The 21,526-nt window shown below is 66.0% G+C and carries 19 protein-coding genes and 1 pseudogene; 15 read left to right on the top strand and 5 right to left on the bottom strand.

Features of this window, described 5'->3' with window-relative positions:
* The first annotated feature begins 26 nt into the window (after positions 1 to 26).
* The 4 genes from BBA01S_RS27885 to msrQ all read left to right on the top strand — a co-directional run bounded on the left by BBA01S_RS27885 (position 27) and on the right by msrQ (position 5,516).
* A complete protein-coding gene (locus BBA01S_RS27885) occupies positions 27 to 2,231 on the top strand; it encodes a cytochrome c biogenesis protein ResB (protein WP_027819328.1) in 2,205 nt (734 codons plus the stop codon).
* A 77-nt stretch (positions 2,232 to 2,308) separates the two neighbouring features.
* Positions 2,309 to 3,550, top strand: coding sequence for a c-type cytochrome biogenesis protein CcsB (ccsB, locus tag BBA01S_RS27880; protein ID WP_027819327.1), 1,242 nt, complete (start codon positions 2,309 to 2,311; stop codon positions 3,548 to 3,550).
* A gap of 168 nt (positions 3,551 to 3,718) precedes the next feature.
* The gene (gene msrP / locus BBA01S_RS27875) at positions 3,719 to 4,729 is read left to right on the top strand and encodes a protein-methionine-sulfoxide reductase catalytic subunit MsrP (protein WP_027819326.1); all 1,011 of its coding nucleotides are present in this window, start codon (positions 3,719 to 3,721) and stop codon (positions 4,727 to 4,729) included.
* A gap of 46 nt (positions 4,730 to 4,775) precedes the next feature.
* Entirely contained in the window at positions 4,776 to 5,516 is a 741-nt protein-coding gene (msrQ, locus tag BBA01S_RS27870; RefSeq protein WP_027819325.1) for a protein-methionine-sulfoxide reductase heme-binding subunit MsrQ, read from the top strand.
* 78 nt (positions 5,517 to 5,594) lie between these two features.
* Here msrQ and lysA read toward each other — a convergent pair whose 3' ends face one another.
* Positions 5,595 to 6,866 (bottom strand): diaminopimelate decarboxylase, encoded by a 1,272-nt coding sequence (lysA, locus tag BBA01S_RS27865; protein WP_027819324.1) that lies wholly within the window; start codon positions 6,864 to 6,866, stop codon positions 5,595 to 5,597.
* A gap of 61 nt (positions 6,867 to 6,927) precedes the next feature.
* A complete protein-coding gene (lptM, locus tag BBA01S_RS27860; RefSeq protein ID WP_027819323.1) occupies positions 6,928 to 7,239 on the bottom strand; it encodes an LPS translocon maturation chaperone LptM in 312 nt (103 codons plus the stop codon).
* A 53-nt stretch (positions 7,240 to 7,292) separates the two neighbouring features.
* Here lptM and cyaY point away from each other — a divergent pair, with 53 nt between their 5' ends.
* Positions 7,293 to 7,610: an iron donor protein CyaY gene (cyaY, locus tag BBA01S_RS27855; RefSeq protein WP_027819322.1), complete on the top strand. Its 318-nt coding sequence runs from the start codon at positions 7,293 to 7,295 to the stop codon at positions 7,608 to 7,610.
* A 103-nt stretch (positions 7,611 to 7,713) separates the two neighbouring features.
* Here the strand turns inward: cyaY and BBA01S_RS27850 are convergent, their stop codons facing one another.
* Positions 7,714 to 10,170 carry a penicillin-binding protein 1A gene (locus BBA01S_RS27850; RefSeq protein WP_027819321.1) on the bottom strand — a complete coding sequence of 819 codons (2,457 nt, stop codon included), beginning with the start codon at positions 10,168 to 10,170 and terminating at the stop codon, positions 7,714 to 7,716.
* A 300-nt stretch (positions 10,171 to 10,470) separates the two neighbouring features.
* Between BBA01S_RS27850 and pilM the strand changes: the two genes are divergently transcribed.
* From pilM to ugpQ, 8 genes are all read left to right on the top strand, one after another.
* The gene (pilM, locus tag BBA01S_RS27845; protein WP_027819320.1) at positions 10,471 to 11,481 is read left to right on the top strand and encodes a pilus assembly protein PilM; all 1,011 of its coding nucleotides are present in this window, start codon (positions 10,471 to 10,473) and stop codon (positions 11,479 to 11,481) included.
* Positions 11,478 to 12,068, top strand: coding sequence for a PilN domain-containing protein (locus tag BBA01S_RS43055; RefSeq protein WP_042298010.1), 591 nt, complete (start codon positions 11,478 to 11,480; stop codon positions 12,066 to 12,068). Before pilM ends, BBA01S_RS43055 begins: the two co-directional genes overlap by 4 nt.
* Positions 12,065 to 12,949 carry a hypothetical protein gene (locus BBA01S_RS27835; RefSeq protein WP_042298009.1) on the top strand — a complete coding sequence of 295 codons (885 nt, stop codon included), beginning with the start codon at positions 12,065 to 12,067 and terminating at the stop codon, positions 12,947 to 12,949. The genes BBA01S_RS43055 and BBA01S_RS27835 overlap by 4 nt, the downstream gene beginning before the upstream one ends.
* Positions 12,949 to 14,568, top strand: a complete 1,620-nt coding sequence (locus tag BBA01S_RS27830) for a type IV pilus secretin PilQ (protein WP_042298017.1) — start codon at positions 12,949 to 12,951, stop codon at positions 14,566 to 14,568. The genes BBA01S_RS27835 and BBA01S_RS27830 overlap by 1 nt, the downstream gene beginning before the upstream one ends.
* Positions 14,569 to 14,719: 151 nt before the next feature.
* Positions 14,720 to 15,274, top strand: a complete 555-nt coding sequence (locus tag BBA01S_RS27825; protein ID WP_027819317.1) for a shikimate kinase — start codon at positions 14,720 to 14,722, stop codon at positions 15,272 to 15,274.
* Positions 15,275 to 15,347: 73 nt separating this feature from the next.
* Complete coding sequence (gene aroB, locus BBA01S_RS27820; RefSeq protein WP_027819316.1) at positions 15,348 to 16,430, top strand: 3-dehydroquinate synthase; 1,083 nt, start codon at positions 15,348 to 15,350, stop codon at positions 16,428 to 16,430.
* A gap of 164 nt (positions 16,431 to 16,594) precedes the next feature.
* A complete protein-coding gene (locus BBA01S_RS43050) occupies positions 16,595 to 17,830 on the top strand; it encodes a deoxyguanosinetriphosphate triphosphohydrolase (RefSeq protein ID WP_042298016.1) in 1,236 nt (411 codons plus the stop codon).
* Positions 17,831 to 17,864: 34 nt separating this feature from the next.
* Positions 17,865 to 18,620: a glycerophosphodiester phosphodiesterase gene (gene ugpQ / locus BBA01S_RS27810; RefSeq protein ID WP_027819315.1), complete on the top strand. Its 756-nt coding sequence runs from the start codon at positions 17,865 to 17,867 to the stop codon at positions 18,618 to 18,620.
* 60 nt (positions 18,621 to 18,680) lie between these two features.
* On the opposite strand, the gene BBA01S_RS27805 is transcribed toward ugpQ, so the two are convergent.
* A complete protein-coding gene (locus BBA01S_RS27805) occupies positions 18,681 to 19,058 on the bottom strand; it encodes a DUF883 family protein (protein ID WP_027819314.1) in 378 nt (125 codons plus the stop codon).
* Between BBA01S_RS27805 and BBA01S_RS47060 the strand changes: the two genes are divergently transcribed.
* The gene (locus tag BBA01S_RS47060) at positions 19,057 to 19,221 is read left to right on the top strand and encodes a hypothetical protein (protein WP_156966101.1); all 165 of its coding nucleotides are present in this window, start codon (positions 19,057 to 19,059) and stop codon (positions 19,219 to 19,221) included. The two genes, BBA01S_RS27805 and BBA01S_RS47060, sit on opposite strands and share 2 nt — an antisense overlap.
* A 261-nt stretch (positions 19,222 to 19,482) precedes the next feature.
* Here the strand turns inward: BBA01S_RS47060 and BBA01S_RS27800 are convergent, their stop codons facing one another.
* Complete coding sequence (locus BBA01S_RS27800; protein WP_027819313.1) at positions 19,483 to 20,208, bottom strand: OmpW/AlkL family protein; 726 nt, start codon at positions 20,206 to 20,208, stop codon at positions 19,483 to 19,485.
* Positions 20,209 to 20,397: 189 nt separating this feature from the next.
* Here BBA01S_RS27800 and BBA01S_RS43045 point away from each other — a divergent pair.
* Positions 20,398 to 21,099 (top strand): annotated as a pseudogene (locus tag BBA01S_RS43045) (transposase); the annotation flags it as partial.
* Positions 21,100 to 21,526: the final 427 nt, after the last annotated feature.

Raw genomic sequence — 21,526 nt, 5'->3', positions numbered from 1 at the left:
AAGCGGGAACGAGAAGCGGAGTTTGAATGAGCGTCACCACGCAGGGTTTGCAGTTGAATGTCCGCCAGAAGGCGGTGAGAAGCGCAATCGAGCTGCTCAGTTCGATGCGCTTCGCCATTGCACTGCTGGTGGTGCTGGCGATCGCGAGCATCATCGGCACGGTGCTCACGCAGGATGACCCGTACCCGAACTACGTCAATCAGTTCGGCCCGTTCTGGGCTGACATCTTCCGCTCGCTGAGCCTCTACACGGTCTATAGCGCGTGGTGGTTCATGACTATCCTTGGCTTTCTCGTGGTGTCGATCTCGCTGTGCGTGATCCGCAACGGCCCGAAGATGATCGCCGATATGCGCAGCTGGAAGGACAAGGTGCGCGAAGGCAGCCTGCGCGCGTTCCATCACAAGGGCGAGTTCGCGCTCGAAGGCGCGACCCGCGAGGAAACCGCCGCGAAGCTCGGCAAGCTTGCGCAGCGCATGGGCTATCGCTTCGTCACGCGCGAAACCGAAGGCGCAACGCTGATCGCGGGCAAGCGCGGCGCGCTCACCAAGATCGGCTACATCTTTGCGCACCTGGCCATCGTGGTGATCTGTATTGGCGGGCTGCTCGACAGCAATCTGCCGATCAAATTCCAGATGTGGCTGTTCGACAAGTCGCCGATCCGCAGCAACGCCGTCATCAACGACATCGCGCCCGAACACCGTCTCTCGCAGTCGAATCCCACCTTCCGCGGCTACGCGTGGGTGCCCGAAGGCCAGTACGTCTCCACGGCGATCCTGAACCAGCCCGACGGCTCGCTCATCCAGGATCTGCCGTTCTCGATCCAGCTCAACAAGTTCATCGTCGATTACTACTCGACGGGCATGCCCAAGCTGTTCGCGAGCGACATCGTCGTGATCGATCACAAGACGGGCCAGCGCATTCCGGCGCGCATCGAGGTCAACGAGCCGTTCGAGTACGACGGCGTGTCGATTTACCAGTCGAGCTTCCAGGACGGCGGCTCGCAGATGCAGATGACCGCGTGGCCGATGAGCGGCGCGAGCGCGCAGAGCTTCCCGTTCGGCGGCACGATCGGCAATTCGGCGCCGCTCAAGCTGCCGGCGGGGCAGAGCGTGCCGGGCGTCGATGGCCAGACTATCGAATTCGCCGATTTCCGCGCCATCAACGTCGAAAACACGTCGAACGGCAGCGGCCAGAACGATGCCCGCGGCGTCGCGCACCAGAGCCTGAAGGAGGCGTTCGACGAACGTCTGGGCTCCGGCGCGAAGACGTCAAAGCCGCTCGACCTGCATAACGTCGGGCCGTCGGTGCAATACAAGGTGCGCGACAAGGACGGCCAGGCGCGCGAGTACAACAACTACATGCTGCCCGTCGACGTAAGCGGCGAGCGCATGTTCCTCGCGGGCATGCGCGAGAACCCGGACGAGCCGTTCCGCTACCTGCGCATTCCCGCCGACGCAGGCGGCACGATGAAGGAGTGGATGCTGCTGCGCGCCGCGTTCGAAGATCCGAAGCTGCGCGCGCAGGCGGCGCATCAGTTCGCCGCGCGCTCAGTCCCCGATTCGAACCGCGATCTCCAGCAGCATCTGGAAGACAGCGCCTCGCGCGTGCTGACCCTTTTCTCGGGCACCGATCCGTCCATGCAAGGCGCACCGAAGTCGCAGATGGGCGGCTTCCAGGCGGTCGCGGGCTTCATCGACAAATCGGTGCCGAAAGACCAGCAGGAAAAGGCCGCAGGCCTGCTGCTGCGCATGCTCGAAGGCGCGACGTGGGATCTCTGGCAGCTCGCGCGCGCGCAGGCCGGCGAGCCCGCGCTCACGCCCGACGCCCAGTCCGCGCGCTTCGTGCAGGACTCGATCAACGCTGTTTCGGACAGTTTCCTGTACGGATCGCCTATCTATCTACAGCTCGATTCATTCAAGCAGGTGCAAGCTTCGGTATTTCAGTTGACGCGCGCGCCTGGCAAGAAAGTCGTGTATCTTGGCAGCCTGTTGCTCGTGCTCGGCATCTTCTCGATGTTCTATGTGCGCGAGCGCCGTCTGTGGTTCTGGCTGAAAGAGCGCAGCGGGACGAACGGACAGGGCGTCGACGTCATCATGGCGATGTCGACCGCGCGCCGCACGCTCGATTTCGAGAAAGAGTTTGCCCGCACCCGTGAAATGGTCTCGCGCACCCTGGGCGCCCCGCCCGGGAACTCAGGCGCAGACAACCACGGGACGGACCGTAACGCTTGATCCACGCGATCCACGCGCATCGATAAGACCTCGATGCGCGCACTTTACGGACACTCACGATCAACACCGGTAAGCCCATGGACTTGACTCAGGTTTCATCCTCCGCAAAGACCCGCCGCGCCGACCGCGCTGCGACGGCCGCGGCTCAGGACGCGCGCGGCGCGTCCGATCTTCATTTCGGCAACGACGCGCTGTTCGACGACCGGCCCTTCCTGCGCCGCCTGACGGCGCTCGACTGGCTGTTCGCGCTGGCGATGGTGGCGGGCGCGGGCTTCGCGCTCTCGCGCTACCACGCGCACATGAACTACTACGACAAGCTCGTGCTGTGCGGCACGGTGCCGGCGCTCGTCGTGCTGGGCTGGCGCTGGAAGCCGTCGCGTCTGCTGATGGCGGCCATCGCCGTGATGTCGGTTGGCGCCATCCAGATCTATCAGGGCGACCTCGCGCGCGCCGACCAGGCGTTCTTCCTCAAGTATTTCCTCTCCAGCCAGTCGGCCATCCTGTGGATGAGCGCGCTGTTCGTGCTCGCCACGCTGTTCTACTGGATCGGTTTGCTCTCGCGCTCGGAAACGGGCGGTGCGATTGGCACGAAGCTCACGTGGGCCGCGGTGCTGATGGGCTTCACCGGCCTGATGGTGCGCTGGTACGAGTCGTACCTGATCGGCGCGGACGTCGGCCATATTCCCATCTCGAACCTCTACGAAGTGTTCGTGCTGTTCAGCCTGATCACGGCGCTGTTCTACCTGTACTACGAGAAGCATTACGCGACGCGCGCGCTCGGCGCCTTCGTGCTGCTCGTCATCAGCGCGGCCGTCGGCTTCCTGATGTGGTACTCGATTTCGCGTGATGCGCAGCAGATCCAGCCGCTCGTGCCTGCGCTGCAAAGCTGGTGGATGAAGATCCACGTCCCGGCCAACTTCATCGGCTATGGCAGCTTTGCGCTGTCGGCGATGGTGGGCGTCGCCTACATCATGAAAGAGCGCGGTGTGCTGGCGGATCGCCTGCCCGAACTCGACGTGCTCGACGACGTCATGTACAAGTCGATCGCCGTCGGCTTTGCGTTCTTTACGATCGCCACGATCCTGGGCGCGCTGTGGGCCGCGCAGGCGTGGGGCGGCTACTGGAGCTGGGATCCGAAGGAAACCTGGGCGCTGATCGTCTGGCTGAACTACGCGGCCTGGCTGCACATGCGCCTGATGAAGGGCCTGCGCGGCGGCGTGGCCGCCTGGTGGGCGCTCACGGGTCTGCTCGTCACGACCTTCGCGTTCCTGGGCGTCAACATGTTCCTGTCGGGCCTGCATAGTTACGGCAAGCTGTAACCGAAACATCTGATCGAACGAACTAACCGCCGGATGCCTCGCGCACCGGCGGTTTTTTTCGTGGTCTTTTTTTGTATCCGCGGGAAGGATTCCGGTTTGCGCACGTTAGCGGGCATGACAGCCTTGAAACGTGCGAGCGTGGCGGGGCCAGACTTCAGGAGCATCGATATGTGGACCAGGCGCAGCAGCAGGATCATCCTCACCGGCGACGACATCGCCGCGCACGAGATCACGCCGCAAAAAGTGTTCGAACAGCGCCGCCGCTTCATGAAAGCGGCGGGGGCGCTCGCGCTCGGCGGCATGGGCGCGGGGATGGGGCTTTTCGACCCGCGTGATGCGTTCGCCGAATACGCGTCGCCCGATCCGAAAGCGATGAAGCTCGGCGCGAAGACCAACGCGAAGTTCGTCGCGCTCGACAAGGCCACGCCGTTCAAGGACGTCACGACCTATAACAACTTCTACGAGTTCGGCACCGACAAGGCCGACCCCGCGCAGAACGCGCACACGCTGCGCCCGCGTCCGTGGAAGGTCAGCGTGGAGGGCGAGATCAAGAACCCGAAGGTCTACGATATCGACGACGTCCTCAAGCTCGCGCCGCTCGAAGAGCGCGTGTACCGCCACCGTTGCGTGGAGGGCTGGTCGATGGTGATTCCGTGGATCGGCATTTCGCTGTCCGAGCTGATCAAGCGCGCGCAGCCGACCGGCAACGCGAAGTACGTGCAGTTCGTGACGCTCGCCGACCGCTCGCAGATGCCGGGTCTCGCCGAGCCGATTCTCGACTGGCCGTACTCCGAAGGCCTGCGCATGGACGAGGCGATGAACCCGCTCACGCTGCTCACGGTCGGGCTGTACGGCCAGGTGCTGCCGAACCAGAACGGTGCGCCCGTGCGCGTGGTGCTGCCGTGGAAGTACGGGTTCAAGAGTGCGAAGTCGCTGGTGAAGATCCGCTTCGTGGAGAAACAGCCCGCGACCAGCTGGAACACCTACGCGACCAACGAATACGGTTTCTATTCGAACGTGAACCCGAACGTCGATCACCCGCGCTGGAGCCAGGCGACCGAGCGGCGCATCGGCGAGGACGGCTTTTTCACGCCCAAGCGCAAGACGCTGATGTTCAACGGTTACGGCGATCTGGTGGCGTCGATGTATCAGGGCATGGATCTGCGCAAGAACTTCTGATCGAACCAGGTAAAGGGAAGAGCAAAGGGCACGTGCAAAGGGAGTGATGGCGATGGAATCGACGACGACAGTGGCACGCACCGCAAAGCCCGCTCGCGCCGGCGCGGCCGGTGGCAAAAGCGGTGGCAACAGCGGTGGCACAACCAGTGGCGCGCAGGCCGCGAAGGTAGCGACAGGCCCGCGCTGGCTGCGCTGGGCCAAGGTCGCGGTGTTCGTCGCGGCGTGGTATCCGCTGGCGCGCATTGTGTTCTTCGGCGTAACAGACCGGCTTGGCGCGAATCCGATCGAATTCATCACGCGCTCGACTGGCCTGTGGACGCTCGTGTTCCTCTGCATCACGCTGGCGGTCACGCCGCTGCGGCGGCTCACCGGCTGGAACGCGCTGCTGCGCTTTAGGCGCATGCTGGGCCTCTACGCGTTCTTCTACGCGGCGCTGCATTTCACGACCTACATCTGGTTCGACAAATGGTTCGATGTCGCCGCGATGCTCAAGGACGTCGGCAAGCGGCCCTTCATCACCGTGGGTTTCGCGGCTTTCGTGCTGCTGGTTCCGCTGGCCGTGACATCGACGAAGGCGATGGTGCGCAGGCTCGGCCGCCGCTGGCAAAGCCTGCATCGGCTGATCTACGCGATTGGCGTACTCGCGATCCTGCACTTCTGGTGGCTCAAGTCCGGCAAGCACGACCTGATTTTGCCGAAGATTTACGGCGCGATCATGCTGGCGCTGCTTGGCTGGCGGCTGGCTGTGTGGCTCACGGCGAGGGTGAAGGCGCGCCAGGTTTCCTGATCGTTCACGCCGCGCAGGCAATAAAAAAGCGACGCTTGAGGCGTCGCTTTTTTCATGGCGCGGAGAAAAACCGCGTGCTCAATCCGGCAGCAGATTTTCGCCCGCGAGCAGCTGCTCGACGGTCTCGCGCTGGCGTGCGACGTGCACGCGCGTGCCGTCGATCAGCAGTTCGGCCGCGCGCGGACGCGTGTTGTAGTTCGAACTCATCACGAAGCCATAAGCGCCCGCCGAGCGGATCGCCAGCACGTCGCCCGGCTCGATCGCAAGCGTGCGGTCGCGGCCCAGCCAGTCGCCGCTCTCGCACACCGGGCCGACGATGTCGTACGCGTGCGCATCACCCGCACGCGGCGCGACCGGCTCGATGGCGTGGTACGCCTCGTACATCGCGGGGCGCGCGAGATCGTTCATCGCCGCATCGACGATGGCGAAGTTCTTTTCCGCGCCCGGCTTCAGGAATTCGACGGTCGTGAGCAGGATGCCCGCGTTGCCGACCAGCGAGCGGCCCGGCTCGAACCAGACTTCGCGCGACTTGCCGGTCTTCGTGCCATGCGCCTCGATGCGGTCGAGCACCGTGGTCACGAACGCGCCGATATCCGGCGGCGTTTCGTCGTCGTAGCGGATGCCGAGGCCGCCGCCCACGTCGATATGGTGAATCGCAATGCCGTCCGACTCGATCTGGTCGACGAGTTCGAGCAGCTTGTCGATGGCGTCCAGGTACGGCGCGACTTCGGTGATCTGCGAGCCGATGTGGCAGTCGATGCCCACGACCTGAAGATTCGGCATGGCCGCTGCCGCGCGGTAGGTCGCGCGCGCGTCTTCAAAGGCGATGCCGAACTTGTTCGACTTCAGGCCGGTGGAGATGTAGGGGTGCGTTTTGGCGTCGACGTCCGGGTTCACGCGCAGCGACACCGGCGCCTTCTTGCCGAGTGCGCCCGCAACGGCGTTCAGACGGTCGAGCTCGGGGATCGATTCGACGTTGAAGCACTTCACGCCCGCTTCGAGCGCCGTCTTCATTTCGTCGGCATGCTTGCCCACGCCCGAGAACACCGTGTTTTCCGCTTTGCCGCCCGCGGCCAGCACGCGTGCGAGTTCGCCGCCCGAGACGATGTCGAAGCCCGCGCCTTCGCGCGCGAACACGTTCAGCACGGCGAGGTTGCTGTTTGCCTTGACCGCGACGTGCACCGAGGCGCGGCGGCCCGCGCAGGCGTCCGCATAGGCGTGCCACGTGCCGGTGAGCGCGGCGCGCGAGTAGACGTAGAGCGGCGTGCCGTACTGCGCGGCGAGATCGGCGGCGGAAACGCCTTCGACGAAAAGCTGGCCGTCGACGCGGTGGAAAGCGGGCTGGGTCATGCGGAGTTCGGGTTGCGGGTGAGGGGGCTGCGGGTTCGGCTGCTGATGCGCTTTCGGTGGCTTACTGCGCCGGCGTTGCGGCGGAAGCCGGCTGCGCAGCGGAGGCCGAAGCGGGAGCGGATTTCAGCTCGGTGTCCGGGGACAGCGAAAGCGGCGTGCCCGACGTGTCGGGAATCGAGCCTGCTTCGGCGTCCGAACCGGCCTGAGCCTGATCGGCGGGCTGGGTCTCGAAGCTTGGCTTCTGCGGCATCGGCGGCACGGTCGGCATGTAGAGCGGGCCTTTCTGGCCACAACCCGTGAGCGACACTGCGCCAAGCGCGAAAGCGGCTAGAATCGCGGCGGACGTCGAAACGCGCGATGCCCGTGCGCGCATCCGGGAATTGACACGCATAATTGTCCCTGAATGATTAACTGGTGGAGTTTAGCATGGCAGATAGTGACTACCTGAGCCGCGCGGAGGCCGTGCTTGCGGCGGTGGAACGCGCTGTGGACGAGGCCGAAGCCGACATCGAACTTGAGCGCAGCGGCAACGTTCTGACACTCGAATTCGAGAACCGCACGAAGATCATCGTCAACCTGCAGCCGCCGATGAAGGAAATCTGGATCGCCGCGAAAGCGGGCGGTTTCCATTACCGCTTCATCGACGAGCAGTGGCTCGACACGCGCACGGGCACCGAGTTTTTCTCGGCGCTCACCGCCTACGCGACCGAGCAGGCCGGCGAGCCGGTGACCTTCAAGCCGTGATGCCGATGCATCGGCTGCAACAGCCGCGTGCATAAAAAACGGGCGCCTTCGGGCGCCCGTTTTGCTTCGTGCGAACCTGTCGCTTCAGTGTTGCTTTGGTGTCTTAGTGGCCGCGGAACAGGTTCATGATGTCTTCCTTTTCCTTGGCGTTGACCTGCTCGGGCGCGGGCGCCGCACCCGCATCGCCTTCGCCGCCCGAGGCCGATCCGCCACCGCTTGCCGCCGCCTCCAGCGCCGCCTGGCTGATCCCCACCGTCGACACGAAACCGCGTCCCGGCGTGGCATCGGCGTAATACAACTCGTCGCCGAGCGTGACGATACCGTCGGGCATCGGCATCTTGTAGTCGGGCACGCCGTTGAGCGCCTTCTGCATGTACTCGATCCACACCGGCAGGGCGAGGCCGCCGCCGGTTTCCTTGTCGCCGAGGCTGCGCGGATTGTCGTAGCCGATCCACGCAATCGCCGCGAGCGTGTGCTGATAGCCCGCAAACCATGCGTCGCGCGAATCGTTGGTCGTGCCGGTCTTGCCGCCCAGGTCCGTGCGCTTGAGGACGTTTGACTTCGCGCCCGTGCCGCGCTGCGCGACGCTCTGCAACAGGCTGTTCATGATGTACGCGTTACGCGGATCGATCGCGCGCGGCGCGTTTTCGCCCGCCACGAGCGCCTGGGCCTGCGCGACCACCACGCCGCGCTGGTCGGTGACTTCGGCGATCAGATACGGATTCACGCGATAGCCGCCATTGGCGAACACCGCATAGCCGCCCGCCATCTGCAGCGGCGTGACAAGCCCCGCGCCCAGCGCCATCGGCAGATAGGCCGGGTGGCGGTCGGCATCGAAGCCGAAGTGCGTGATGTACTGCTGCGCGTACTTCGTGCCGATGTGGTTGAGGATGCGGATCGACACGAGGTTCTTCGACTTCATGAGCGCGGTGCGCATGCTCATCGGGCCGTCGAAGCCGCCGCCGTAGTTCTTCGGCTCCCACGCCTGGCCGCCGGTTTCCGCTGCGCTGAAGAACAGCGGCGCGTCGTTGATCACGGTGGCCGGCCCGAGGCCCTTGTCGAGCGACGCCGAGTAGATGAACGGCTTGAAGCTCGAACCCGGCTGACGCCACGCCTGGGTGACGTGGTTGAACTTGTTCTTGTTGAAGTCGAAGCCGCCCACCAGCGCGCGGATCGCGCCGTCCTGCGGCACGACCGAAACGAATGCGCCTTCGATCTGCGGCAACTGCGTGATCGACCATTCGCCGGCGTTGTTGCGCGCCACGCGGATGATCGCACCGGGGCGGATCTTCTGGCTCGGCTGCGCGCGCGTGCCCAGGTTGTACTGGGCGAAGCGCAGGCCATCGCCGGTGATGCTGGCGGTGTTGCCGTCCATGAAAGTCGCCTTGACCTCCTTCGGGCTGGCCGACGTGACGACCGCCGCGACGAGTTCGCCGTTATCGGGGTGTTCGAGCAGCGCGTCGTCGATGGCCTGCTCGCGGTCGTCGGCGTCGCTGGGCAGGTCGATGAACGCTTCGGGGCCGCGATAGCCGTGGCGGCGCTCGTAGTCCATCAGCCCCTTGCGCAGCGCACGGTAAGCGACGTCCTGATCGGCGGAATCGATCGTCGTGACGACGTTCAGGCCACGCGTGTAAGCCTCTTCGTGGTACTGCGCGTACATCATCTGGCGCACCATTTCCGCCACGTATTCGGCGTGCACGCTGAATTCCTTGCCCTGGCCCTTGACCACGAGCGGCTGCGCCGCGGCTTCGTCGTACTGTTCCTGGGTGATGTAGCGCAGCTCCAGCATGCGCTCCAGGATGTACTCCTGGCGCACCTTCGCGCGCTTCGGATTGACGACCGGGTTGTACGCCGACGGCGCCTTGGGCAGACCCGCGAGCATCGCGCATTCGGCGAGCGTGAGGTCTTTCAGATCCTTGCCGAAGTACACGCGCGCGGCGCTCGCGAAGCCGTAGGCGCGCTGCCCCAGATAGATCTGGTTCATGTAGACCTCAAGGATCTGATCCTTCGAGAGCTTCGACTCGATCTTGTAGGCGAGCAGCATCTCGTAGACCTTACGCGTGTAGGTCTTTTCGCTCGACAGGAAGAAGTTGCGCGCCACCTGCATGGTGATCGTGCTCGCGCCCTGCGACGCGTGGCCGTTGGTCAGCGCGACGATGCCCGCGCGCGCAATGCCGGTGAGATCGACGCCGCCGTGCTCGTAGAAGCGCGCGTCCTCGATCGCGAGGATCGCGTTCTTGAGGTTGGCCGGCACGTCCTGGAAATGCACGATGTCGCGCCGTTCCTCGCCGAATTCGCCGATCAGCACGTGGTCGCGCGTGTAGATGCGCAGCGGCACCTTGGGGCGGTAGTCCGTGAGTGCGTCGAGCGAGGGCAGGTTCGGCGTGGCGACGATCAGCGCGTAGCCGAGCACCAGCGCCACGCTGGCGACAGCGCCGAGGATCAGCACGAAGAAGCCGATGAGCAGCCGCGCCCACCAGGGCCGGCGGCGCTTTTTCGGCGCGGTGGGCTCGGGCGGCGTGGACGGCGGAACGGACGAGGGCGGCTGGGCTTCTTGCATACGGACACCGAAAAAACAGTCCCGCGATTATAGCCGCCCGCCCTCGCGCGCTTTCGGAATGCTTACGCATTGAAACCATTGGGCGGTGGGGAAGGCGGGGCGACGGGACTGCGCGGATACGGGATATAGACGCACTCTAGCCGCGTCTCGAATGCGCGAGAAGGCGCTCGCCCGCGCTTGGCGCAATTACCGCAAAGATTGGCCATCTGGCCGAGTGTTCGGCATCGGCGCCGCTTCGCACAATTTCTCCCAGGGCGCGCCGCGAATCGTTCGCGGCGCCACGCACAAGGGAGGAAGGCGATGAGCCTGCTCAATCCGCTGTTGTTGGGGGCGCGCCGTTATGCGGCGGGCGTCGATGTGCACGCGCGCGGCGTCACGCTGGTCGTGCTGAGCCAGCGCGTGTTCGGCGGCGGGCCGCTGCGCATCGAATGGCTGGGGCGCGTGCCGCTGGCGCGCGAGGCGCTCGCCGGCGCGGAGATCGTCGATCGCGCTGCGCTGGTGGCGGCCTTGCAGGCAGTGTTCGGCGCCATGCCGCGCGCTTGCGCCGAGGCCTCGCTGCGTTGCGCGATGGCGCTGCCCACGGGCGTGACGCTGATGGCGTCCGTGCCGCTCGCGCGGCTTGCGCCCAGCCCGCCGGGCGTTGCCGCTGTTGCCGACGTTTCGGGTCTATTCACGGATCTGGAGCCACTGGTGCTGGCCGAAGCGGAGCGCGTCGCGGGCATCGAGCGGCACGAGCTCGCGGTCGATTGGCGTGTGGGCCCGCTGGCGATCGACTGCGGCATGGCTTCGGCGCACGAAGCCAAGGTGATGATCGCGGCCACGGCGCGCGCCTATCTGGAGTCGCGCATCGAGTGCGCGGCGATGGCGGGCGTGGCGCTGTGCGCGATGGATGACGAAGCGCACGCGGCGCTGCGCGCGATGCGCCACGCGGCGGCGTTCGAGCTGCCCGCGCACGAGCCGTGGGCCGCGCTCTGGGTGGGCGCGGACGGCGTACACGGCTGGTTCGTCGCCGACGATTGCATCGCTCGCACGATGCACTTTCCGGCGCTGGAGCACGCCGACCTGGTCGAAGCGCTGCGCGATCTGGCGGGCCCCGAACAGACCGGCTGCGCGATTGTGGCCGGCGACCTCGGCTTGCTGCACGGCGTGCATTTTTCGCTGGCCGATGTCGGCGATGTGCTCGGCTGTCCGGTGCTGCCGTTCGAATGCGCGCCGCTCGCCGACGCTGGTGTCCCGCTCGACGCGCAGTTGCTGCACGACCCGGCGTGTGCGGTGGCGTTTGGACTGGCAATGCGTGGAGTGCACGAATGAGCGCGCGTGCGTGGGACGGTTTCAACTTGTTGCCGTGGCGGCTCGCTGCGGTGCGGCGGTTGCGCAGGCGGCGCGCGCTCGAATGGCTGGCGGCGCTGCTGATCGGCGGGGCGCTCGGCTCGGTCGCGGCGGGTTGGCAGACGTTCGAGCGCATGCGTGCCGATACGCGGCGCGCGGCGACCGAGCAGCAACTCGCGCAACTGGGTGCGCCGTTGCGGGAAGCGCGCAGGCTCGCGCGCGAAGCGGACGAACGCGCCGCCTCGTTGCGCGAGGCCCAGCAAAAGGCGAAGCCGCTCATGCACCTGTTCGCGTTGATCGAGGCGCTGGCCCGGGTGCGCACGGAAGGCGTCACGCTCGATCAACTCATCCAGCACGCCGATGAAACCGAGCTCCACGCGAGCGCCACCGATGAAGCTGCCGCGGCCGCGTGGCTCGAACGGCTGCACACGCTGCGCGATATCGAGGCGGTGAACGTGCGCGAAATGAAACGCGAGGCGCAAGGCAGGCAGCCGCACGGCACGACACAGGGTGCGCCGATCCATGTGGCGGCGCGGCTGGTGTGGAAGGGCGCGAAGGAGGCGAAATGAGCGATGTGAGTTCAGGGGCGCAGGCGTTGGGTTTCCCAGGGGCGTCCCATGGTGGACTGAGCGCGGCATTGCTGCGCGGCTGGCGGCCTGTTCACGCGTGGAGTGTGCGGCGACGCTTGATCGTGGCTTTGGCGCTGGGCTTGCTGGCCGCCATGCTGACGGCGGTAGCCTGCGTGACGCTGGATGCGGGCGGCGCTCAGTCCGCGCATGTCATCCTGAATGACGCCCAGGCACGGCTCGCAACCGCGCACCAGACGCTGGCGCGTCTGCCCGCGCTGCGGCGCGACGCGCGCGACTGGCCGCAGCGCTCGCACAACGGCACCGGCGCCGACGACATGCGCAACGTCTCGCAACTCGCCGCGCGAGCCGGCCTCGCCTTGATCGCGCTGGAACCTGCCGCGCCCGGCGGCGCAAAAGCGCAGGCGTTTCGTGCGACGAAACTCATGGCGCAGGGTGGCTTCGCGCAACTGCGGGCTTTTCTCGACGGTCTTGCCGGGCTGCCCGAACTCGCGGTGCCCACGGAGCTGTCGCTCAAGCGCGGTACGAGCGGCCTCACCATTTCGGCGTTGTTGCAGGTGTTCGACGGCTTGCCCGCCGTGGCCTTTTCCGATGACGCCGATGAAAGCAGCGCCGCCGATCCTTTTTCGGATCGCTTCGGCAGCAGCCAGAGTGCGAAAGGTGAAGGCACGCTGCGGCTTGCCGGGATGCTCGTGGAACGTGGACGCGCCGTCGCACTCATCGAAACCGCCGAAGGAACGACGGCGGTGCAGGCGGGGACGATGCTCGCGGGCGCGCGTGTCGTTGAAGTGAGCCCGGCGCGCGTCGTGCTCGCGGCCGATGGCGCGACGCAGACGCTCGCGTGGCCGAAGGAGACGCGATGATGATGCGGCGCGCGCTTGTCCTGGTTTTGCCGCTGGTTTTGCCACTCGTCGCTTCGGCTCTGCACGCCGCAGTGCCGCCACCGCTGCCCGCGTGGAAATCGGCGGCGCTTCCGGTTGCGCGCTACGACGCCCCGCCTTTGCCTGAAGGCGAGCCTGCCGCGCAGACGGGTTGGGTCGCGAATCCATTCGCCGAAGGCACGGACGCGGACGTTGCAGGCGACAGCGCAGCGCCTGACGCGCCGCCGCCAACGGCCACCACGCAAGCCGCGTCTCAAGCCGCTGCTCAAGCCACTGCGCAGCCCGCAGCGGAGCCACTCGAAGGGCCGCCAACCCCGCTTCCCACCGTCGCACGCCTGAGCGACGCAAACCCGGCAGACGACGGCCTGCCGCCCGACCGCCCGATCTCGATGAACTTCCAGCGCGCCGAACTCACATCGGTGCTGCACGCCTTCGCACAGTTCACGAAGCTCAACATCGTCGCGAGCGAGCGCGTGCGCGGCCAGGTGACACTGCGCCTCGACCGCGTGCCGTGGCGCGCCGCCTTCGACCTGCTGCTGGCCTCGAACGGCCTTGCGCTGGAGCGCATCGGCAACGTGCTCTGGGTCGCACCCGCGACGGAACTGGCCGCGCGCGAGCGTCAGCGCTTCGAAGCCCATGCGCGCGCCGCCGATCTTGAGCCACTCGCAAGCCGTGCGTTCGAACTGCAATACGCGCGCGCCGAAGACCTGCGCAAGCTGTTGACCGGCTCAGGCACGCAGCGCGCGCTCTCGAAGCGCGGCGCGGCGGTCGCCGACACGCGCACGAATCTGCTCTTCGTCACCGATCTGCCCGCGCGGCTCGACCAGATCGCCGCGCTGATCCAGCGGCTGGACGCGCCCGCGCGCCAGGTGCTGATCGAGGCGCGCATCGTCGAAGGCGATGTGGGCTTGTCGCGGGAGCTGGGTGTGCGTCTTGGCGTGACGCCGGTCGTCGTGGACGGCGGCGTCGCGCGCGGCCTGAGTGGCGGCACGGCCGCTGGCGATGGCGGTGCGGGCAAGGTCTTCGACCTCGGCGCGGGCGCATTGAACGGTTTCGCCGCCGCGCAGCTCGGACTGACGCTGCTGGCGGCACGCGCCACGCGTCTTCTGGACATCGAACTGAGCGCAATCGAAGCCGAAGGGCGCGGGCGGGTCGTCTCCAGCCCCCGCGTCGTCACCGCCGACCGCACCAAGGCCGTCGTCGAGCAGGGCACGGAGTTGCCGTATCAGGCGAAGGTCGGGCAGGGCGTGTCGGGCGTGCAATTTCGGCGCGCGAGCCTGAAACTGGAGGTCGAGCCGCAGATCACGCCCGATGGCCGCGTCATTCTCGACCTCGACGTGGCCAAGGACAGCGTGGGCGAGCAGACCGCCGCGGGGCCGGCGATCAACACCAAACACGTGCAGACCCGGGTGGAAATCGAGGACGGCGGAACGGTCTCGATTGGCGGTATCGATGCAAGTGATGACCGGGATGATGTGACGCGCGTGCCGCTCCTGGGCAAAATACCGGTTTTGGGCGTGCTTTTTTCGCATCGCGCGCACTATGACAAGCGCAGCGAACTGGTCGTCTTTATCACGCCGCGCGTAGTCAGCGCGGATTGACCGATGCTCGTGCCGTCTTTGTGCAAGATTCGGCCCCAAAATAGGGAAAAGCTGCGCGGGATGGCTCAAAGGGCCGGAGCGCGCGGCCTGCAGGCTCGACAACGCCGCCGCTTTGCCAGTAAGCTGCTGCACCAATCTTTTGTAGGAAACGCTGCAAGTGCGGGACGCAAACGCCAATGTTTTTTTCGTAGGGCTCATGGGCGCCGGTAAGACGACCGTGGGCCGGGCGGTCGCGCGCCGGCTTGAGCGTCCGTTCTTCGACTCCGATCACGAGGTCGAGGCGCGCACCGGCGCGCGCATCCCGGTGATCTTCGAACTCGAAGGCGAGGCGGGTTTTCGTAACCGCGAAGCCGAGATGATCGAGGAGCTGAGCGCGCGCGAAGGCATCGTGCTCGCCACGGGCGGCGGTGCGGTGCTGCGCCCTGAGAACCGCACGGCGCTCAAGGAGCGTGGCTTCGTCGTGTACCTGCGCGCCCACCCGCATGACCTGTGGCTGCGCACGCGTCGCGACAAGAACCGCCCGCTCCTGCAGACCGAAGATCCCAAAGGGCGCCTCGAAGCGCTCTATGAGCAGCGCGATCCGCTTTATCGCGAAGTCGCGGACTTCGTGATCGAGACGGGCCGTCCGTCGGTGAACGGCCTCGTCAATATGGTGCTGATGCAACTCGACATGGCCGGCGTCCTGCGCTCCCCGGCGAGCGAGTAGCGTTTTTCCGGCGCCCAGGCGCTTCGCCGCAGCATTTCACCGCAGCGCCCCACACTTTGAACTACTGCCTGGCATGATTACCGTCAACGTCGAACTGGGCGACCGCGCCTACCCCATCCACATCGGCTCCGATCTGATCGGCCAGACGGCGCTGTTCGCGCCGCATATCGCCGGCAAGTCGGTGACGATCGTCACCAACACCGTGGTCGAGCCGCTGTATGGCGAGAAGCTGCGCGCCGCGCTCGCGCCGCTCGGCAAGGACGTGCACACCGTCGTGCTGCCCGATGGCGAGGCGTTCAAGAACTGGGAAACGCTCAACCAGATCTTCGACGCGCTGCTCACCTCGCGCGCCGACCGCAAGACCACGCTGATCGCGCTGGGCGGCGGCGTGACGGGCGACATGACCGGCTTCGCGGCAGCCTGCTACATGCGCGGCGTGCCCTTCATCCAGGTGCCGACGACGCTGCTTTCGCAGGTCGATTCGTCGGTGGGCGGCAAGACCGGCATCAACCACCCGTTTGGCAAGAACATGATCGGCGCGTTCTACCAGCCGCAGGCCGTGATCGCCGATATCGCCGCGCTGCGCACGCTGCCGGCGCGCGAACTGGCGGCGGGCGTGGCCGAAGTCATCAAGACCGGGGCGATCGCCGACGCGGAATTCTTCAACTGGATCGAAGCGAACGTCGAGCGGCTCAACCGCTGCGAGCCCGAAGCGCTCGCACACGCGGTCAAGCGCTCGTGCGAGATCAAGGCCTCGGTGGTCGCCGCCGACGAGCGCGAAGGCGGCCTGCGCGCGATCCTCAATTTCGGCCACACCTTCGGTCACGCGATTGAAGCGGGCCTCGGCTACGGTGAGTGGCTGCACGGCGAGGCCGTCGGCTGCGGCATGGTGATGGCGGCCGATCTGTCGGTGCGCATGGGCATGCTGGACGAAGCGTCGCGCGAGCGTCTCGTGCGCGTGGTCAAGGCGGCGCATCTGCCGGACGTCGGCCCCGCGCTGGGCGCCGACCGTTACGTCGAGCTGATGCAGGTCGACAAGAAGGCCGAAGGCGGGGCGATCAAGTTCATTCTGCTCAAGCGCTTTGGCGAGACGCATATCGGCCTTGCTCCCGATGAAGCGGTGCAGGCCACGCTGGCGGCGACGGTCAAGAGCTGACTCGCCCGCTTGCCGTACCGGACGCGAGTGCCGGTGCGGCGCCCCAAAAATGCAGTGCCGATGTAGTTCCGAAGTTGAGCTGACCGACGGTTCGCGCCCACGAGGCCCAAGCCGTCCACTTTGCGATCCATGCGGAGGAACCGTTGAGCGACACCCGCAGCGACATGCGCGGCGCGCCGGCCGATGAGGCCCGCGTCGCAGGCAACACCCCAGACACACGCGCACCCGCGCCTGCACGAGGCGCAGCCGGATCTGAATTCGAATCGGAATTTGAAACGGGTCTCGCGCCCTACGCGGCGCATTCTCCCCAGTCGCGCGGCCGCCGCTTCGCCGAGCCGCCGCCCGCCGCGCGCAGCGAATTCCAGCGCGACCGCGACCGTATCGTCCATTCCACTGCGTTTCGCCGTCTCGAATACAAGACCCAGGTGTTCGTGAACCACGAGGGCGACCTGTTTCGCACGCGGCTCACGCACAGTCTCGAAGTCGCGCAGATCGCGCGCTCGGTGGCGCGCAATCTGCGCCTGAACGAAGACCTCGTCGAGGCGATTTCGCTGGCTCACGACCTCGGCCATACGCCGTTCGGCCACGCGGGTCAGGACGCGCTCAACGAATGCATGCGCGATCACGGCGGCTTCGAGCACAACCTGCAGAGCCTTGCCGTGGTCGACGAGCTGGAGGAACACTATGGCGCGTTCAACGGCCTGAACCTGTGTTTCGAGACGCGCGAGGGCATTCTCAAGCATTGTTCGCGCGAGCATGCGCGGCAGCTTGGCGAACTGGGCGAGCGCTTTCTGCTCGGGCGCCAGCCGTCGCTCGAAGCGCAGATCGCCAACATCGCCGATGAGATCGCCTACAACAATCACGACGTCGACGACGGTCTGCGCTCCGGTCTCATCACCATCGAGCAACTGGCCGAAGTCGAACTCTGGCAAAGCCATTACGAAGCCGCACGCGCCGAGTATCCGCAGATCGAAGGGCGGCGGCTTGTGCACGAGACCGTGCGGCGCATCATCAATACGCTGATCGTCGACCTGATTGGCCAGACTCGCCGCAATCTTGCTGAACACGCGCCGCAGTCGCTCGACGACGTGCGCGCCGCGCCGCCGCTTGTCGCGCACAGCGAGCGCATCGCGGCGCAGGCGGCCGCGCTCAAGCGCTTTCTCTACCGCAACCTGTATCGCCACTATCGCGTGATGCGCATGGCGAACAAGGCGCAGCGCGTCGTGAAAGGGCTGTTCGACGCGTTCAGCGACGATCCGCGTCTCTTGCCGCCCGCGTACCAGAAGGTGCATGATCCGGCCGCGCAGCCACGCCTGATCGCGCACTACATCGCGGGCATGACCGATCGTTACGCGCTCAAGGAGTATCGGCGTCTGTTCGTCGTTTCGGACGAAGTCTGACGCCCGCCCGCGCGCTTTTTCTGGAGTTTTTTCGATGAAAACCTGGCCGTATCCGCGCGTCGCCGCGCACCGTGGCGGCGGCACGCTCGCGCCCGAGAACACGCTTGCGGGCCTGTGCGTGGGCGCGGCCTTCGGGCACACGATGGTGGAGTTCGACGCCAAGCTCTCCGCCGATAACATCGCCTTCCTGCTGCACGACGACACGGTCGATCGCACCTCGAACGGGCGCGGGGCGGCGGCGCAACTGCGCTACGCGCAGATCGCGGCGTTCGACGCGGGAAGCTGGTGCGATCCGCGTTTCGAGGAAGAGCACATGCCGACGCTCGCCGAGGCCGCGCAATGCTGCCGCGAGGAAGGGCTGGCGGCGAACGTGGAGATCAAGCCGTGTCCGGGGCGCGAGAAGGACACGGGGCGCATCGTCGGCGCGGAGGCGGCGAAGCTCTGGCTGGGCAAGAAAGCGGCGGGGTTGCCGCCTTTGCTGTCGTCGTTCTCGTTCGAGGCGCTGGCGGCCGCGCGCGAAGCCGCACCGGATCTGCCGCGCGGCCTGTTGTTCGAGCGCGTGCCCGAGGACTGGCGCGAGCAGACCGACGCACTGGGCTGCGTGTCGCTGCACGCGAGCCATCGGCATCTGGATCAGGCGCTGGTCGCGCGCATCAAGGAGGCAGGACTTTTCGTCCTGGCCTACACGGTCAACGAACTGGATCGCGCGCGCGAACTGGCGAGCTGGGGCGTGGATACGATCTGCACCGATCGCATCGATCTGATCGAGCCGCACGCGCTCGACGGCTAGACATCGGCGCGTGGGCCCGCGACTTCTACAGGAGCCGCAATAGCCCTTAGCGGCAGACCCTTAGCGGCAGCGCGCCAGAATCGCGCCCGCGACCAGCGCGACGCCGCCCACAATCGCGATTGCCTGCCACGGATTGGCGTGGACGTAATCGTCGGCTTGATCCATCGCCACGCCTGCACGCTCGCGCGCGGCGGCGCGGGCGACTTCGAGGCGTTCACGCGCGGCGTCGAGGCGCTTGCGCACGTCGGCGCGCAGGGCTGCGGCGTCGGCTTGCGTGCCTTCGCCCAGCGTGGTTTCCAGTTCGCCGAGCAGTTCTCGCAGTTCGTCGGCGATGTCGGCGGCGGCGTTGCGGCCGCGGCGCGCGATGCGCTTCGCATGGCGGCCCGTGCGGGTCCAGGAATCTCCGAGGGCGTCTCGCGTGTTCGGGAATGCGCTCATGAAATGGCTCCGTTTTGGCAATCTCAGGTTCTGGGGCTCGCGGCGTCTGCGCAAAAAAGGGCAGGACGCTCGAGAAGGAGTCCGAGTATTGCGCAAATCGGGTGCCCGGCGCGGCGAGGTGTGCATCGAGAAAATCGCGCAGGCCCAACTGGCGCGGCGCTGAGGGCCGATGTGGCGGGCTTTCCCGGACTTGCTTTGCGCTTTGTTTGCGACAAATGATTACGGGGACAGCACGGTTTTTCCCAGAGGCATAGAATCAAGCAAAGCCGATCCGCTTCTGGTCAGGTTGTCAGGAACGACCGGTGCTGAAGTAGGAGGGTTTGACGTAGTCAGGAGGAAGAAACCGCCAACCGTCGGATGCCGCGAGGGCGGGACGGAAGGCGGCCAGGGAAGGCGGCACGGATGCCGGAAGCGCGAAGCGCGCTTAGAACATGTAGCCGACCTTCAGGTACGTCACGAGCGGGTTCAGGTGGATCTTCGCTTCGGCGGTCTGCGAGAGCACACCCACCCGCGTCTGCTTCTGGGTGTTGAGCGTCGCGATCACGCTGACCGGGATGTACGAGAGCGAGAAGCCCGCGAACCAGTGCTTCGTGAAGTTGTAGTTGAAACCGACGTTGAACACCGGCGCCCAGGAACTGTCCGTCGAAACGCTGGTCGGACCCCCAAGTGCAGCACTGTTGATGAAATCACTGTTGGTGATCTTCGCGTCGGAGAACGAGACATGCGTGACGCCGATGCCCATGTACGGATGGAACTTCGCGTCAGGCTTGTTGAAGTAGTACTTGAACAGAAGCGCGGGGCTCCAGAGTCGGGCGGAGCCAAGCTTGCCGTAAGCGCCGAGCGAGCCTTCGCCGTTCAGGTCGAATTTGGGCGGAACGCCCAGTTCGACTTCAGTGGCCAGGTGATCGGTGATGAAGTAACCCAGGCTCAGGCCAAAGGTATCGGAGCTGCTGATACCGGCACCGGTGCCAGGAAACGACTGGTTGACGGTCGTGCCGCCGACATTGTCGATCTTCAGTGCATCGCTGCTGTCCTGCGGACTGAAATGGAACCACCCCGTTGTAACGTAGAACGTGTTGGCCGTTTGCGCGTAAGCCCCCGACATGCAGGCGAGCGCGGCGACTGCTGCCAGCGCCTGTTTTAATTTCATATATGTGCTCCTCCATTAAAGGCCCGCTCATTATGAACACAACGTTTGCAACAAACCATATGCGACCGTTAGAGCTTTTTCCCTAAGCGCCGCGAGGTCTCCGCCTAAGCTGCAACGCCCGCGAGAACAAGCGCTGGCGCGGCCCAGGCGGGTCTGCGGGTATTCACCAACGGACCAGGAAAATCGAGCATGGCACGGCTTGCACGTCTTTATGTTCCCGACCAGCCGCAGCATGTGATTCTGCGCGGACTGGATCAGCAGCCCGCATTCGTCGACGACCAGGACTACGAACTGTTCATCGACTGCCTCAAGGCAGCGGCGCGCGATCACCACCTTGCAGTGCATGCCTGGGTCTTGATGCCCGGCGCGGTGCAACTGCTCGTCACGCCATCCGACGAAGCCAGCCTGCCCAAGGCGATGCAGGCGGTCGGCAGGCGCTATGTGGCGCACTTCAACCGCCGCTACGCGCGGCGCGGCACGCTCTGGGAGGGCCGCTACCGCGCGACCGTCATCGAGGGCGAGCGCTTCTTCCTGCTGGCAAGCCGCGTCGTCGAACTCGCGCCGGTGCGCAACGGCCTTGTCGCGGCGGCGGAGGACTATCGCTGGTCGAGCTACCGGCATCACATCGGGCTCACCGTCGATAGCCTCATCACCGACCACCCGCTTTACTGGGCGCTCGGCAATACGCCGTTCGAGCGCCAGCGCGCCTATCGCGAACTCTGCGAGCAGCCGTTCGACGAGCGCGAGACCAATCAGCTGATGCAGGCCACGCTCAAGGGCTGGGTGCTTGGCAGCGACACCTATCGCGACTGGGCGTCGCGCACGGCGAACCGGCGGGTGTCGCCGCTGCCGCGAGGGCGGCCTCGCAAGGTGCGCGAACCGGCTGCGCCGGCGGCCGCGGCTGGGGCGCTCGGTGCTGCGGCCACGGCGAGTGCAGGAACGACAAGCCCGGGCGCTGTCGCGACGGGCGGCAATGCGGGTGGCGGTACTCCGGGGCATGTTGCCGGACAGGGCGCGCCGCAGGTCAGTTCATCAGGCCCCTTTTCATCGCCGCCGACGGCTGCGCAGCCCGGATCGAACGCGGCGGGCCATGCAAGCAGCCATTCCAGTAGTGGTAGCGGCGCAACGCCAGGGGCAAATACGGGTGGTTCGAGCGGGCATTCTGCGGGTTCGTCGCCGTCGGGGTCGGGCAGCGGTTCTGGATCCACGTCGACCCATCACGACCACAAGCCCGGCACCGGCACGCACTGATCTTCTTTTAGTTCAATACCTTACGAAGAAAAACGGCACCTGCGAGTGCCGTTTTCTTTTGCCCGAT

This window comes from Paraburkholderia bannensis NBRC 103871 (assembly GCF_000685015.1).
In the GTDB taxonomy this organism is placed as follows: domain Bacteria; phylum Pseudomonadota; class Gammaproteobacteria; order Burkholderiales; family Burkholderiaceae; genus Paraburkholderia; species Paraburkholderia bannensis.
The sequence above is the reverse complement of the archived record's forward strand: the minus strand, read 5'-3'. Positions and strand labels throughout refer to the sequence as shown.